The organism is Corynebacterium sp. zg254 (assembly GCF_024701495.1).
Taxonomy (GTDB): domain Bacteria; phylum Actinomycetota; class Actinomycetes; order Mycobacteriales; family Mycobacteriaceae; genus Corynebacterium; species Corynebacterium zhongnanshanii.
Genome location: NZ_WIAR01000001.1, coordinates 147,160 through 162,046, shown reverse-complemented (window position 1 = coordinate 162,046; position 14,887 = coordinate 147,160). Strand labels below are relative to the sequence as shown.

16 protein-coding genes are annotated in these 14,887 nt (G+C 63.4%); all 16 read left to right on the top strand.

Annotated features, from left to right (window positions below):
• On the top strand, nucleotides 1-855 hold the full coding sequence (gene pyrF, locus GC425_RS00765; RefSeq protein ID WP_225723440.1) for an orotidine-5'-phosphate decarboxylase: 855 nt from the start codon (nucleotides 1-3) through the stop codon (nucleotides 853-855).
• A 177-nt stretch (nucleotides 856-1,032) separates the two neighbouring features.
• Nucleotides 1,033-1,353: an integration host factor, actinobacterial type gene (gene mihF, locus GC425_RS00760; RefSeq protein WP_151841561.1), complete on the top strand. Its 321-nt coding sequence runs from the start codon at nucleotides 1,033-1,035 to the stop codon at nucleotides 1,351-1,353.
• A 2-nt stretch (nucleotides 1,354-1,355) separates the two neighbouring features.
• Nucleotides 1,356-1,940 (top strand): guanylate kinase, encoded by a 585-nt coding sequence (gmk, locus tag GC425_RS00755; RefSeq protein ID WP_151841560.1) that lies wholly within the window; start codon nucleotides 1,356-1,358, stop codon nucleotides 1,938-1,940.
• Nucleotides 1,941-1,997: 57 nt separating this feature from the next.
• Entirely contained in the window at nucleotides 1,998-2,249 is a 252-nt protein-coding gene (gene rpoZ / locus GC425_RS00750) for a DNA-directed RNA polymerase subunit omega (protein WP_151842376.1), read from the top strand.
• Between the two features lie 91 nt (nucleotides 2,250-2,340).
• The gene (gene coaBC, locus GC425_RS00745) at nucleotides 2,341-3,621 is read left to right on the top strand and encodes a bifunctional phosphopantothenoylcysteine decarboxylase/phosphopantothenate--cysteine ligase CoaBC (protein ID WP_231699710.1); all 1,281 of its coding nucleotides are present in this window, start codon (nucleotides 2,341-2,343) and stop codon (nucleotides 3,619-3,621) included.
• Nucleotides 3,622-3,687: 66 nt separating this feature from the next.
• Nucleotides 3,688-4,908 carry a methionine adenosyltransferase gene (gene metK, locus GC425_RS00740; protein WP_151841558.1) on the top strand — a complete coding sequence of 407 codons (1,221 nt, stop codon included), beginning with the start codon at nucleotides 3,688-3,690 and terminating at the stop codon, nucleotides 4,906-4,908.
• Nucleotides 4,909-4,928: 20 nt separating this feature from the next.
• Complete coding sequence (locus GC425_RS00735) at nucleotides 4,929-6,998, top strand: primosomal protein N' (protein WP_151844137.1); 2,070 nt, start codon at nucleotides 4,929-4,931, stop codon at nucleotides 6,996-6,998.
• Nucleotides 6,999-7,008: 10 nt separating this feature from the next.
• The gene (gene def, locus GC425_RS00730) at nucleotides 7,009-7,512 is read left to right on the top strand and encodes a peptide deformylase (RefSeq protein ID WP_151841556.1); all 504 of its coding nucleotides are present in this window, start codon (nucleotides 7,009-7,011) and stop codon (nucleotides 7,510-7,512) included.
• A 7-nt stretch (nucleotides 7,513-7,519) separates the two neighbouring features.
• Nucleotides 7,520-8,506, top strand: a complete 987-nt coding sequence (fmt, locus tag GC425_RS00725; protein WP_151844138.1) for a methionyl-tRNA formyltransferase — start codon at nucleotides 7,520-7,522, stop codon at nucleotides 8,504-8,506.
• Between the two features lie 3 nt (nucleotides 8,507-8,509).
• Entirely contained in the window at nucleotides 8,510-10,069 is a 1,560-nt protein-coding gene (locus GC425_RS00720) for an RsmB/NOP family class I SAM-dependent RNA methyltransferase (RefSeq protein ID WP_151844139.1), read from the top strand.
• 4 nt (nucleotides 10,070-10,073) lie between these two features.
• Nucleotides 10,074-10,760: a ribulose-phosphate 3-epimerase gene (gene rpe / locus GC425_RS00715; RefSeq protein ID WP_151844140.1), complete on the top strand. Its 687-nt coding sequence runs from the start codon at nucleotides 10,074-10,076 to the stop codon at nucleotides 10,758-10,760.
• A gap of 26 nt (nucleotides 10,761-10,786) precedes the next feature.
• Nucleotides 10,787-11,857, top strand: a complete 1,071-nt coding sequence (gene ribD / locus GC425_RS00710) for a bifunctional diaminohydroxyphosphoribosylaminopyrimidine deaminase/5-amino-6-(5-phosphoribosylamino)uracil reductase RibD (RefSeq protein ID WP_151844141.1) — start codon at nucleotides 10,787-10,789, stop codon at nucleotides 11,855-11,857.
• 56 nt (nucleotides 11,858-11,913) lie between these two features.
• The gene (locus GC425_RS00705; RefSeq protein WP_151844142.1) at nucleotides 11,914-12,543 is read left to right on the top strand and encodes a riboflavin synthase; all 630 of its coding nucleotides are present in this window, start codon (nucleotides 11,914-11,916) and stop codon (nucleotides 12,541-12,543) included.
• 7 nt (nucleotides 12,544-12,550) lie between these two features.
• Nucleotides 12,551-13,810 (top strand): bifunctional 3,4-dihydroxy-2-butanone-4-phosphate synthase/GTP cyclohydrolase II, encoded by a 1,260-nt coding sequence (locus GC425_RS00700; protein WP_151844143.1) that lies wholly within the window; start codon nucleotides 12,551-12,553, stop codon nucleotides 13,808-13,810.
• 2 nt (nucleotides 13,811-13,812) lie between these two features.
• On the top strand, nucleotides 13,813-14,295 hold the full coding sequence (ribH, locus tag GC425_RS00695) for a 6,7-dimethyl-8-ribityllumazine synthase (RefSeq protein ID WP_151844144.1): 483 nt from the start codon (nucleotides 13,813-13,815) through the stop codon (nucleotides 14,293-14,295).
• A 142-nt stretch (nucleotides 14,296-14,437) separates the two neighbouring features.
• The gene (locus GC425_RS00690; RefSeq protein WP_225733040.1) at nucleotides 14,438-14,887 is read left to right on the top strand and encodes a PH domain-containing protein; all 450 of its coding nucleotides are present in this window, start codon (nucleotides 14,438-14,440) and stop codon (nucleotides 14,885-14,887) included.

Here is a 14,887-nt window from a genome sequence, read left to right as displayed (position 1 = left end):
GTGAGTAACCAGGCAACCGCCGCAGCACCGACGTTTGGCCAGCGCTTCCTGGAGCGCGCCGAGCGCTTCGGACCGCTGTGTGTGGGTATGGACCCGCACGCGGGCATCCTTGAGCAGTGGAGCCTTCCGAACACTGTGGAGGGGCTGCGTGCCTTCTCCGAGATCTGTGTGGAGGCGTTTTCGGACCGCGCGTGCGTGGTTAAGCCACAGGTGGCGTTTTATGAGGCCTTCGGCTCTGCTGGATTTGCCGTGCTGGAGGAGTCCATTCGTGCGTTGCGCGAGGCCGGAGTACTCGTGATTGCCGACGCCAAGCGCGGTGACATCGGGACCACCATGGCGGGATACGCCGCGGCGTGGTTGCGGCCGGGTTCCCCGCTGGAGGTGGATGCCGTCACCGTGTCTCCGTACCTTGGTTTCGATTCCTTGCACCCCGTCTTCGAGCTGGCTGAGGAACACGGCAAGGGTGCAATTGTCCTGGCAGCAACCTCTAATCCGGAGGCCCCCTCTCTCCAGGCAGGGGTAGTGGAGGGTATCCGCGGTGAGCGAGTGAGTGTAGCCCAGGACATCGTGGACCGGGCGTCGGACATTAATAGGCACCATGAGCGGGCGGGCAACATCGGCGTGGTGATCGGCGCGACCCTCACCGAAGCACCCGACTTGTCGCAGGTCAACGGCATGATTCTCATGCCCGGCGTGGGTGCACAAGGTGGCACGGTCCAGGACGTCAAACGACTCACCGGCACCAGCTACCCGTTAGTGTCCCCTAACGTGTCTCGATCGGTGCTTCGCACGGGTCCTGACATCGCTGACCTGCGGGTGGCGATCGACACGCAATCTGCCGAGCTGTTGAAATAGCAGGCCACCATAGTGCTAGACTATCTGGAGTTATTTCGCGTCAGCCCCCGGACGCACTGCGCTTCCACGCGAGAAATATCTCCGGGGCCTGCACGTTTAAGGCAACAACTGCCCTTAAGCCGCGAAACCTAACTCGCATAATTAGTACATACCGATTTTGATACAACGGAGGATCCCGTGGCACTTCCCCAGCTGACCCCGGAACAGCGCGCAGAAGCATTGAAGAAGGCAGCAGAGGCACGTAAGGCACGTGCTGAACTGCGTGAGAAGCTCAAGCGCGGTGGAACCGACCTGAAGCAGGTTCTGAAGGACGCTGAGACCGACCCGATCCTGGGCAAGATGAAGGTGTCCGCTCTGCTGGTTTCTCTGCCAAAGGTGGGAAAGGTCAAGGCTGAGGAGATCATGAACCAGCTGGAGATCGCTCCAACCCGCCGTCTGCGTGGCCTGGGTGACCGTCAGCGTCGTGCTCTGCTCGAGCACTTCGGCTTCGAGGCTTAATCTTGAGCGAGTCTCTGAACAACGGATGCGCGGTCGTTCTTGCGGGGCCTGCGGGAGTGGGAAAGTCCACGATCGTGAGCCGGTTGCGCAATGAGGTCCCTGATCTGTTTTTCAGCGTGTCCATGACCACTCGCGATCCGCGCCCCGGCGAGGTGCACGGTAGGGATTACCTGTACGTCACCCGGGAGGAGTTCCAGGGGCATATCGACGCCGGCGAGATGTTGGAATGGGCTGAGATCCATGGCGGATTGCAGCTCTCCGGCACTCCCCGTATCCCTGTGGAGGAGGCGTTGTCCGCGTCCCGCCCGGTGCTCATCGAGGTGGATGTGGTGGGCGCACGCAATGTGAAGAAGCTTCTGCCCGAGGTGCGGACTGTGTTCCTGGCGCCTCCCTCGTGGGAGGTGCTCGTGGAGCGCCTTACCGGCAGAGGTACTGAATCCCAAGAGATCATTGATCGTCGCCTGGAAACAGCTAAGGTGGAGATGGACGCACGTTCAGAGTTTGATCACATTGTGGTAAACGATGATCTCGATAAGACCGTTGCGGATATCACCGCGTTGTTGATGCCGCAGTCTTCGACGCACTAGCAAAGCAATAGAAAAGAAGGAATATCTGTGGAAAACCACGGCACTAATCCGAACGCTATGGTGTTTGACCCACCAGTGGGCATTACCAACCCGCCCATTGATGATCTGCTCACCAAGGTGTCCTCGAAGTACGCATTGGCGATTTTCGCTGCTAAGCGTGCGCGCCAGATCAACGACTACTACCAAACTGTCGATGAAGGCGTGTTTGAGTTCGTGGGACCACTGGTGACTCCTGACGTTCACGAGAAGCCACTCTCCATCGCTATGCGTGAGATCAACCGCGATCTTCTGGAGCACACTGAGGGCTAGACTCTCACATTCGCGGCCGTCGCCGGATCATTCCTGATCCGGTGGCGGCCGTTCACATGTGTGTAGGTCCTGGCGGGTATGGTGGGTGATTGTGAATCAAACCTCTGAGCACTCCCACACTTCTTTGTCCGTGATCGTTGGCGTTTCCGGTGGCATTGCTGCCTACAAGGCCGCGCATCTCGTGCGCTTCTTTAAAGAGCAGGGCCACGACGTGCGCGTGATTCCCACGGACGCAGCGCTGAACTTTGTGGGGGCGGCGACCTTCGAGGCGCTCAGCGGTAACCCGGTGGATACGCACGTGTTCGAGGCGGTGGACGAGGTTCAGCACGTCCGGCTGGGCCAGGAGGCGGATCTGATTGTTATTGCGCCGGCCACGGCCGATTGCATGGCGCGTATCGCTCAGGGACGGGCTGACGATTTGCTGACCGCGAGCGTGCTGGTGGCGACGTGCCCGGTGGTGCTGGCGCCGGCGATGCACACGGAGATGTGGCTCAATCCTGCAACGCAGGACAATGTGGCGACCTTGCGGCGTCATGGAAAGATCGTGTTGGAGCCCGCCCACGGGCGTTTGACGGGGGCCGACTCGGGCCCTGGACGGATGCCGGAGCCGGCGCATATCGGTCGCTTGGCCGAGGCGGTGGTGGACAACCCTGAGGTGTTCCGTCGGGATCTGGAGGGCACACGGGTTCTCATCAGTGCTGGAGGTACGCACGAGGCACTGGATCCTGTTCGCTTCCTCGGCAATGCCTCCAGCGGCAAGCAGGGATTTGCGTTGGCGGATGTGGCGGCTCAGCGCGGGGCAGAGGTAACGATCGTTGCCGGGGTGACGGAAGATCTGGATGTTCCATCCGGTGCGGACATCATCAGGGTGCGCAGCGCTCTGGAGATGAAGGAGGCGATGGACGCACGCGCTCAGGATGCCGATGTGGTCATCATGGCCGCTGCGGTGGCTGATTATCGCCCGGCGTCGGTGGCGGAGGCCAAGCTCAAGAAGGGATCAGAAACGGCGCTGGATACGCTGGAGCTGGTGGAGAACCCGGATATTCTGGCCGGATTGGTGCAGGCACGCCACGATGGGCAGATTTCAGCGTCCACGGCAATTGTGGGCTTTGCGGCGGAGACCGGCGATGACTCCGCGTCTCCTCTGGATCATGGGATCGCGAAGTTTCAGCGTAAAGGCTGTGACCTGTTGATGTGCAATGCCGTGGGCGATGGCAAGGTGTTTGGGCAGGATCACTCGCAGGGGTGGATCATTTCTCGCGGGGAGGAGGACACGGGGTCCGCTCCTCATGTGGTGGAGGTGGATGCCGGTACGAAGCTCCACGTCGCGGCGCGTATATGGGATGAGATCCACCGACTCACCGGCGCTTAGATGACAAACATAGACAGCTTGGTCTAGTATGAACCTCAATATTGTTTAACCAGGATAGGACACCCCTTGTCTCCACGACTTTTTACCAGTGAATCGGTCACCGAGGGCCACCCGGATAAGATTTGCGACGCCATCAGCGATACCATCTTGGACGCGTTGCTGAGCAAGGACCCCGAATCCCGCGTGGCCGTGGAAACTGTGGTCACCACAGGGCTCGTTCACGTGGTCGGCGAAATCCGCACCACCGCGTACGTAGAAATCCCTCAGCTCGTCCGCGAGACGCTGCGCCGCATCGGCTTCACCAGCTCCGAGGTGGGATTCGACGGCACCACCTGTGGTGTGTCCGTCTCCGTAGGCGAGCAGTCGATGGAGATCGCTGAGGGTGTGGACTCCTCCTGGGAATCCCGCAACGCCGAGGGTGGCGCCGTCGACGATGAGGATATGCTGGGCGCCGGCGACCAGGGCCTGATGTTCGGCTACGCCACCAACGAGACCCCGGAGCTCATGCCGCTGCCGATCTCCCTGGCTCACCGTTTGGCCCAGCGTCTCACCTTCGTACGCAAGCAGGGTATCGTGTTGGATCTTCGCCCCGACGGCAAGACCCAGGTCACCCTGGAGTACGACGAGAACGGCAAGCCCACCCGCATTGACACGATCGTCATCTCCACGCAGCACGACCGGGATGTGAACGCTGATGAGCTCGCCGAGGCGCTGCGCGAGCACGTGGTGGACTTCGTGCTGGAGGATTCCGGCGTGAAGGACATTCTGCGTACCGATGACTTCACGCTATTGGTCAACCCGTCCGGTTCCTTCGTCCTCGGCGGGCCTGCCGGCGATGCGGGCCTGACCGGCCGCAAGATCATCGTGGACACCTACGGCGGCATGGCCCGCCACGGTGGTGGCGCGTTCTCCGGCAAGGACCCCAGCAAGGTGGACCGCTCCGGTGCCTACGCTATGCGCTGGGTTGCGAAGAACATCGTCGCCGCTGGCCTCGCGGAGCGCGCCGAGGTGCAGGTGGCCTACGCCATTGGCCGTGCACGCCCCGTGGGCCTGTACGTCGAAACCTTCGGCACGGAAACCGTTCCCGTGGAGGACATCCAAACCGCCGTCACCGAGGTCTTTGACCTGCGTCCGCACGCGATTCTGCGCGACCTGGACCTGAAGCGTCCGCTGTACGCACAGACCGCAGCCTACGGCCACTTCGGCCGCACGGACGTGGACCTTCCATGGGAGCGCACGGACCGCGTGGAGGAACTCCAGGCGGCTGTGAAGGCCACCCAGAAGTAGGCGCTGAGAAGCCCCTACTCATGGATGCACCGATAGCCCGAGTTCTGCCGCTGGTGGGCGTGCCTCACCTCGACCGGCTTTTTGACTACTCGGTGCCCGAGAAACTGGACGCGCAGGCCCAGCCGGGCGTGCGTGTCCGCGTGCGCTTTTCTGGCCGCTTGATCGATGCGTTTGTGATTGAACGACGCCGACAGTCCGCGCACACCGGGGCTCTCTCACCCCTGGAGAGAGTCATTTCTCCCCAGGTGGTGATGCCTCCGTACCTCTGGGAGCTGGTCAATACCCTGGCCACCAGAAGTGCGGGAACCCGCGGGGATATACTGCGCTCGTTCATCCCCTCCCGCCACGCCACCGCTGAAAAGGCGGGGCTGTTTCACAATGGCCGGCCCTGGCCGGACCTCGTGGGCTCGCTGGTCAACACGGATGAGCTCACGGAGCACGCACGGCACAATGCTTACGAGGCCGTGGACGCGTTCAGGCATGGGCGCGCCTACCTGGATGCCGTGCTCGCGGGCAAGCCGGCGCGCGCCTCGATGATGGTGCCCCCGGGCCGCTCCATCCCCGAGTTGGTGGGGCACATAACGAGCGCTGTGGCGTGGGTGAGCCGGGCGTCGGTTCTTATTATCGCCCCGAACGGCCGCACCGTGGATCGGGTGACCGAGGCGCTGAAGACGTCCATGTCCGCCGCGCAGGTGACGGAGATGACGGCAGCGCACGGCCCTTCGGCACGCTACCGGCGGTATCTCTCGATTCTTCAGGGGCAGGCGCGCGTGGTGGTGGGCACGCGTGCGGCCGCGCTGGCGCCGCTGAAAGACCTGCGGCTGATCATCGTGCTGGGGGAGTCCGATGATTCTCTGGTGGATCCACGCGCGCCCTATCTGCATGCCCGCGAGATCGCACGCGTGCGCTCCGAGCAGCAAGGTTGCGCGTTGCTGCTGCCGCACGTGCATCGCTCGGCGGAGGTGCAGCAGTGGATGGAGGAGGGGTTTATCCATCCGCTGGAGATGCCCCGGCCGGCACTCGAGGCGTATCTGCCGACGATGAGTGGACTCGCGGAGGATGATCTGGCGGTAGAGCGAGAGCTGCACTCGCCGGGTTCGCGTGTGCCCGGGATCGCGTTTCAAGCCCTCCGTGAGGCACTCGCTGAAGACCACCCAGTGCTGGTGCAGGTGCCGCGCAGGGGTTATGCACCAGGGCTGGCGTGCGCTCGCTGCCGAACCTCCGCGCGCTGCCGGAAGTGCAACGGTCCGCTGGAGTTGCCCAGCAGCACCGGCGACGCGCACAACCACCCGCAAGCGCAGAGTCCGCGGTGCCGGTGGTGCGGCCACACGGCAGGGCACTTCACCTGCACCTCCTGCGGCAATCACACACTGCGCATGACGGTGATCGGCCAGGATCGCACCGCAGAGGAACTGGGGCGTGCCTTCCCTGGGGTGCCCGTGATCACCTCCGGCGGGAACACTATCCATCCCACCGTCCCGGATTCCCGGGGCCTGGTCATCGCCACTCCGGGTGCCGAGCCGATGGTGGACGGAGGCCTGTACGGCGCGGCATTGCTCATGGACCCCTGGATCACGTTGAACCGCGCGGACCTGCGGGCGCAGGAGCACGCGCTGCGGCAATGGCTGGAGGCTGCCGCCCTGGTCCACAGCGCCGATCAGGGCGGACACGTGGTGATCGTGGCAGATGCCCATCTGCTTCCGGTGCGCGATCTGTTGACCTGGAATCCGGCCGCAGCTGCGCGGCGCGAGCTTCAGTCCCGCGCGGAGGCCGCCCTGCCGCCGGCGGTGTCCGTGGCGGCGATTGACGGCACGTCCTCGTCCATCGAGGGGCTTCTGGATTCCTGGGAGCGTCCCGAGGGTGTGGAGTTGCTGGGCCCGGTGGAGCTGCCCGAGGGCATCCGCCTACCCGCCGGCCTGGAGCCGCACCGCGCGTCCGAGGCGCGCCGCATGATCGCGCGCATTCCCCGCGCGGAGATGGACTCCTTCGGCGCCAGTTTGAAGACCGCGCAATCGGTGCGGTCCAGCCAGTCGCGGTCGGTGGGCTCCGGACCGCTACGCGTTGTGATCGATCCCGTGCGCATCGGCTAGGCTGTTGGGCATGACTGTCCTTCAGATGCGCTATTTCGGTGACCCTGTCCTGCGAACCGTCGCCGACGAGATTCCGGCTGACCAGGTGGGCGACCAGACGCTCCGCACGCTGGTCGACGACATGTTGGAAACGATGGATGCCTACGGCGGCGTGGGGCTGGCGGCCAACCAGGTGGGCATCACCCGTCGTGTGTTCGTGTACGACTGCGAGGGCGATCGCGGGCACATCATCAACCCCGAATGGGAGGCACTGGGGGAGGAGACTCAGACGGGCCCGGAGGGGTGCCTGTCCGTGCCGGGCGTGGGCGGGGAGGTGACCCGTGCTCAGCGTGTGCGGGTCACTGGCGTGACGGTGGATGGCGAGCCGGTGGATCGCGAGGTCACGGATCTGCTGGCGCGGTGCGTGCAGCATGAAACGGACCACCTCGATGGGATCATGTTCCTGCAGCATCTCAGCAGCGAGCAGCGCAAGGAGGCCATGAAGGCCATCCGCACGTCCGAGTGGTTTAAGTAGGCCGCTTGTGAAAATCATCTTTGCTGGAACCCCTGAACCCGCCGCCGTGGTGCTTGAGCATCTGCTGACCCGTCCTGATATCGAGGTGCTCGCCGTGGTGACTCAACCCGACGCCCAGCGCGGGCGAGGACGCTCTCTCTACCCCTCGAAGGTTGCCGAGGTTGCCGCGGCTCATGAGCTTCCCACCTATAAGTGGAGCACCCTGAAGGCGGACACCCCGGACGGCCAGTATGCGCGCGCATCCCTCGAAGCCTTGGCGGAGCAGGGAGCCACGGCCGCGGCAGTCGTTGCCTACGGCAACCTCATTCCCAGAGATCTGTTGGATGTGTTCCAGCATGGCTGGATCAACCTACACTATTCTCTTCTTCCTCGGTGGCGCGGCGCGGCGCCGGTGCAAGCAGCGATCGCGGAGGGGGACGCGACGACGGGGGCGTCGACCTTCCGGATTGCTGCGGGCATGGACACAGGTCCCATGATTGACGCAGTGACGGAGCCCATCGGCATCGAGGACACGGCCGATGACCTGCTGACGCGGCTAACGTATTCCGGCCGCGAGCTGCTGGCGCAGTCGCTCAACGCATTGGAGAATGGGACGGCCGAGCTCACGCCTCAGGAGGATGCGCAGGCCACGCATGCGTCGAAGATCTCCAGCGCGGATGCTCAGATCGATTGGGGTCGTTCAGCGCACGTCATTCAGCGCGTGGCGCGCGCCCACACCCCGGCGCCGGGGGCATGGACCGTGCTGAAGGGGCAGCGTGTCAAGATCGGGATGATGCTGCCCGTACCGGAGGATCAGGGGGTTTCGTTGAGGCCGGGTGAGTTGCACGCGTCGAAAAAGGAGCTGCTGGTGGGCACCGGGGAGGGCCTGCTGAAGATCACTCGTATTCAGCCTCCGGGCAAGAAGATGATGAACGCCGCGGATTGGGCGCGCGGCCAGCAGGAGCTGTTGAGCAGCGGTGCCTGCTTCGAGCGTCGCGATGGAGAGGAACGATAAGTCATGGCAGGTTTTCGCTCACGTAGCGAGTCCCAGCGGTCGCAGAACTCTCAGAAGTCCCAGCCACGGCGAGGACAGGACGGCGGCCGCGCGAAGGGATACCAGCAGCGTCGTCCCCAGGAGCGTCAGGAAAAGCCGAAGCTCCGCGGTAGTGGGGACGCCGTCCGCGATGTTGCACTCAGCGTGCTGCGCCAGGTGACGGAGGAGGACGCATACGCCAACCTGGTGGCCCCTCAGGCCATTCGCCGCGCGGGGCTGAAGGGCCGGGACGCGGCCTTCGCCACGGAGCTGATCTACGGAAGCCTGCGTGCAACGGGTCTGCTGGATGCTGTGATTGCACTGGCCGCCGGCCGCGAAGTGGAGAAGATCGACTCCATGGCCTTGGACATTCTGAGGCTTGGTACCTACCAGATCTTGAGAACCCGCGTGGAGGACCATGCGGCAGTGGATACGTCGGTGAATCTGGCGAAGGCCTTCGGCGCCCAGCGTGCCAGCGGCTTCATCAATGGTGTGTTGCGTACCGTAACCCGCACGCCCGCCGAGGACTGGGTGGCACGCGTGGCCGGTGGCTCCGGCATCGCGGATGTCTCGCTGCGCCACGCCCACCCGGCGTGGATCGGCGAGGTATTCAACGAGTCGCTGGGCGGAAGCTCCACCAGCATCGCGCCCGATCTGGAGGAGGCTCTGACGGCTGACGACGCGCGCCCGATCGTGCATCTGGCTGCCCGACCGGGCTTGATGAGCGCCGAGGAGCTGGCGTTAGTCTCCGGCGGTACGGAGGGACGGTTTTCTCCCTATGCGGTCTATGTGGACGACGGCGCCCCGCGCGACCTGGATCCCATCAAGGAGAAGCTGGCCAGCGTGCAGGACGAGGGCTCACAGCTGATTGCACTCACGCTGGTGCGCGCGGCACTGGATAAACAGGACACTGGCCGCTGGCTGGACCTGTGCGCTGGTCCTGGTGGAAAAACTGCGTTCATTGGGTCCTGGGCCGTGGGTGAGGGGGCCGCGGTGGATGCCGTGGAGATCACGCCGCACCGCGCCACGCTCATTTCTCAAGCTCTGGATGCGGACATGCCGGTAACGGTGCACGTGGGCGATGGCCGTAAGCTCCAGGACATCGACAGCCTGGACTATCCCGATGGCGGCTTTGACCGAATCCTCGTCGATGCGCCGTGCTCCGGTTTGGGTGCGCTGCGCCGCCGCCCGGAGGCCCGTTGGCGGAAGACTCTCGGCGACGTGCCGCAGCTGGTGGCCCTGCAGAGGGAGCTGCTCACGGCTGCGTATGAGGCCGTCGCTCCCGGCGGGGTGGTGGTGTATTCCACCTGCTCGCCGCACCGGGCGGAAACCAGTGATGTGGTGCGCTTCGTGGCGCACAAGACGGGTGCCCGGATCGAGGATGCGCGCCAGGTCCTCCCGGAGCTCAAGGACACCACGACCACCGCGGCGGGCGGCGAGGATCAGTTCATCCAGCTGTGGCCGCATCGGCATGGCACCGATGCGATGTTCATCGCTGTGCTGACAAAGCCGGTCGAACAGCAGGCTCATCGAACAGTAGGGTAGAGGTATGACTCAACAGACGGTAATCGCCCCATCCATTCTGGCCGCAGACTTCGGCAAGCTTGTCGAGGAGATTCAGCGCGTGCCCGAAGCGGACTGGCTTCACATTGACGTGATGGATGGCCACTTTGTGCCGAACCTGTCCTTCGGGTTGCCTGTCGCGAAGTCCCTGGTGGGGCACACTGAGCAGCATCTGGACGTCCACTTGATGATCGAGGATCCGGAGCACTGGGCGCCCGATTACGCGCAGGATTTCCATTCCGTCACCTTCCATCTGGAGGCTGTGAAGGATATCGACGCCGCGCGCGATCTGGCCGCTACACTCAGAGATGCCGGCACGATGGCTGGCGTGTCGATCAAGCCGAATACTCCCGTGGAACCTCTCTTGGATCACCTGGATGCCTTCGACATCATCTTGGTGATGTCCGTGGAGCCGGGTTTCGGAGGCCAATCCTTCATGCCTGAGGTGCTCTCGAAGGTTCAGCTGCTTCGCAGCCGCATTGACCAGGAGGGGCTGTCCACGCTTATTGAGATTGACGGCGGAATCGGCGTGGACACCGCCGCCCAATCTGCGGCCGCCGGTGTGGACGTCTATGTGGCGGGCTCGTCGGTGTTCGGTGCCGAGGACCCTACGGCTCAGGTGGAGGCAATCCGCCAGGCCGCGGAATCCGCGTCGAGCCCTACAGCGAACTAGCAGTGGGAGTGCACAACCTTTCCACAATGGAGCTGTTTCGCGAGGCGGACAGAATCTCCAGGCAGGTCATGGGCAACACCAGCCCGAACCCTCCGGTCGGGGCGCTTATCCTCGACCCGGAAGGCACCATCATCGGCCGCGGCGCCACGCAGCCTGCCGGTGGCGCGCATGCCGAGGTCATGGCGGTGAGAGATGCGCTGCGCAGCCGCCGATCGCTCACAGGCTGCCGAGCGGTCGTCACGCTGGAGCCGTGCAATCATACGGGGCGCACCGGGCCCTGCAGTGAGATGCTGCGGGAGCACGGTGTGTCCCGGGTTGATTTTCTGTTCGCCGATCCGCACAAGCCCGCCAGTGGGGGCGCGGCAACTCTACGCGAGGCCGGCGTGACCGTCGAGGGACCCTACCTGGAGTTCCCCCTCAAAACTCCTCATGACCAGCCCGTGTGGGCGCTCGAAGCATGGCTCACCTCCGTGCTGCTCGGCAGGCCGCACGTGACGCTCAAGTGGGCAAGCACCGTGGATGGCCACATTGCCGCCCGCGATGGAAGCAGTCAGTGGATCACCGGGGAGATGGCGCGCCACCACGTACACGAGGATCGGTCGCATCGCGATGCGATTGTGGTCGGAACGGGCACGGTCCGTGCGGATAATCCTCGCTTAAACGCCCGCCAACTCGACGGCTCAGCGTACCCCGTGGAGCATCAGCCACTGCGCGTGGTTGTGGGACGCACTCCGGTGCCCTCCAGCGCGGCCATCATCGGCACGGATGATCGATTCCTCCAGGTTTCCTCCCACGATGTGCACGACGTCCTGGCGCAGCTTCACTCCCGTGGTGTGGTCTCCGTCCTCATTGAGGGTGGAGCCACTCTCTTGAGCGCGTTCGTGGAGGCTGGGTGCGTGGATGAAATCCATGCGTACCTCGCGCCGGCGATCCTGGGCGGCGGGCAAGGGATTTTTGGTCACGCCCACACCACCTTGGGCCGCTCCATGGACGATATTGTCCGTTTTATCCCCCGGCAGATGGAACGCATGGGGAACGGAGTGCACTCCGATTATCGGTGGACCATGACCCGGCCCTGGGAATCTTCGCACGCATAATCACACACCATAAGAAGAATTACGACACATCAACAGTACGACGAAAAAGAGGCCTCATGTTCACAGGAATTGTTGAAGAAGTAGGACAGATCGACCGCATCACGCTCAAGGACAACTCCGCGCAGATCCGCATTAGCGCGTCACGCGTGGTCGAGGACGCCCGCCGCGGAGACTCCATCGCCGTCAACGGCGTGTGCTTGACGGTCACCGATATCGACGCGCACGGCTTTGCCGCTGACGTCATGCAAGTGACGCTGGATTATTCCACGCTGGGTACGCTCGCGCAGGGGGACCCCGTGAACCTGGAAAGGGCGATGAGCGCTGCGGGACGCTTCGGCGGACACGTGGTCCAAGGCCACGTGGACGGCACGGCCACCCTGGTGGAGCGCACGCCAGGCGAGGATTGGGAGATCTTCCGCTTCACTCTCGACAACGCTGCGCTGGCTCCATACATCGCCCACAAGGGGTCCATCGCCATCAACGGAACCTCGTTGACGGTCGCCGAGCTGACGGACCTCGACGATGGAGGCGTGGAGTTCCAGGTGTCCCTCATTCCCACTACTTTGGAGGACACGATGCTTGGCCACCTACGCGCGGGCGATAAAGTGAATATCGAATGCGATGTGATCGCCAAGTACGTGGAGCGATTCAGCACCGTCAAGAACAACTCCTCCCAAAGGAACTAAGGACTTCATGTCAGAGAAAGAACAGATCCAGCTGGACACCGTGGAACGGGCCATCGCCGATATTGCAGCGGGCAAAGCTGTGGTTGTGGTGGATGACGAGGATCGGGAAAACGAAGGCGATTTGATCTTCGCTGCGGAGTTGGCAACTCCTGAACTTGTGGCCTTTATGGTTCGGCATAGTTCGGGGTATATCTGCGTGGGAATGCCGCATAATGAGTGCGACCGCTTGGGCCTGCCGCCGATGGTGGCGCGCAACGAGGACGTCCGAGGCACCGCTTACACGGTGACGGTCGATGCTGCCGAGGGGATCACCACCGGCATTAGTGCGACGGACCGTGCACACACCTTGAGGGCTTTGGCCGATCCCGCGTCCTCGGCCGCCACGTTTAACCGGCCTGGGCACGTGGTTCCTCTGCGGGCCCGCGACGGGGGCGTGCTGGTACGCCCGGGACACACCGAAGCCAGCGTGGACTTGGCGGTCGCTGCCGGTTTGAAGCCTGCGGGAGCTCTCTGCGAGATCGTGAGTGAGGAAAACCCCACCGACATGGCTCGCCTGCCGGAGCTGCGCCGTTTCGCGGATAAGCACGAACTGGCACTCATCAGCATTGAGCAGCTCATCGAATGGAAGCGCGGCCACACACCCACGGTAGTGCGCAACGTCGCCGCCCGCCTCCCGACCACGTACGGCACCTTCACGGGCGTGGGCTACACCTCCACGGTCAATGGGGTTGAGCACCTGGCGATCGTCTCCGGCGATGTTGAGGGCAAGAAGAATGTACCCGTGCGTGTGCACTCCGAGTGCCTCACGGGCGACATTTTGGGCTCCCGCCGGTGCGACTGCGGGGAGCAGCTGGATTTCGCGCTGCACCACATTGCCTCCAACGGTCCGGGCGTGGTGATTTACATGCGCGGACAGGAGGGCCGCGGCATTGGCCTGGTCCCTAAATTGCGCGCCTATGTGCTTCAGGACCAGGGCTTCGATACTGTCGATGCGAATCTGGAGCAGGGATTACCCGCCGACGCCCGCGAATATAGCGCCGCGGCGCAGATTCTGGATGATTTAAGTGTGGAGTCGATCCAGCTCATTACGAATAATCCCGATAAGGTGACCGATTTGGAAAAGTATGGCGTGACCATTGAGGGTAGAATCCCCGTGGAATTGCCTGCGAATTCGGACAATATTGTGTACCTGCGCACAAAACGCGATCGGATGGGACACCATATTCACCTCACCGAACCTCACTCGGCCCCAGAGAAGGAGCACTAACCATGGCCCACGACGGATTGGCACAGATTGCCGTAAACCCCGGCGAGGCTGCGGGCCTGAAGGTAGCGGTCATTAGTGCGTCCTGGAACGCGGAGATCACCGATAAGCTGCACACCCGCGCCGTGGAGACTGCCACCGCTGCCGGCGCCACCGTGTCTGAGTGGCGCGTGGCGGGTGCGCTGGAACTTCCGGTGGCCGTGGCTGCGGCCTGTTCTTCCTTCGACGCCGTGGTCGCCACAGGATGTGTGATCGAAGGGGAGACTGAGCATTTCCGTGTGGTGTGCGACGCCGTGACCTACGGCCTCACGCGCGTGGCCCTGGATCACAGCACGCCCGTGGGCAACGGTGTGCTCACGGTCTCCACGGTGGAGCAGGCCTTGGATCGCAGCGGAATTGAGGGAGCGTCCGAGGACAAGGGCGCGGATTCCGCCACGGCGGCGATCCACACAGCCTTGGTGTTACGCGAGATTGCCGCGGGCGAGTAGGGTAGTCACCGTGAGTGAAACAGTCGGTCCATCTCAGTCCCCGAAGAACCCCGCGGCTGCAGGCTCTGCCTCCGCGCTGCATGGTTCCTCAGCCAACGCTGAGCGTGAGTCCTCAGCCGTTGCTGAGCGCGCATCGTCCGCCGTGGATGAATCCTGGGAGCTCGAGTTCTCCTCGCCCTTCTTGAAGCGCCTGGCGTGGATCTTAGTGCTCGTGATCATGGCCGTTCACGTGTTCATGGCAGTTGTGGTGAACATCGGCAACACCGGCGTGACGGTGACCGTGAGCGACCAACTGGCGTTCATCGGCATTGGACTGGTGCTGTGCGTGGTGGCTCTGAGCTTGCTGCGCCCCCGCGTGCGCGCGAATCGCCATGGGGTAGAGGTGCGCAATATCGTCAACGCGCAGTTTTACACGTGGGACATCATCTATGGATTGTCCTTCCCGACGACCGCGAAGATGGCTCGCCTGGAGCTCCCCGACTTTGAGTTTGTGCCGATGATGGCCCTCAACATTTATGACAAGCAGATCATCGCCGATCGGGTGGAGGCGTTCCGCCGGATCGAAGACAAGTACATGCCGGACGAAGACTAA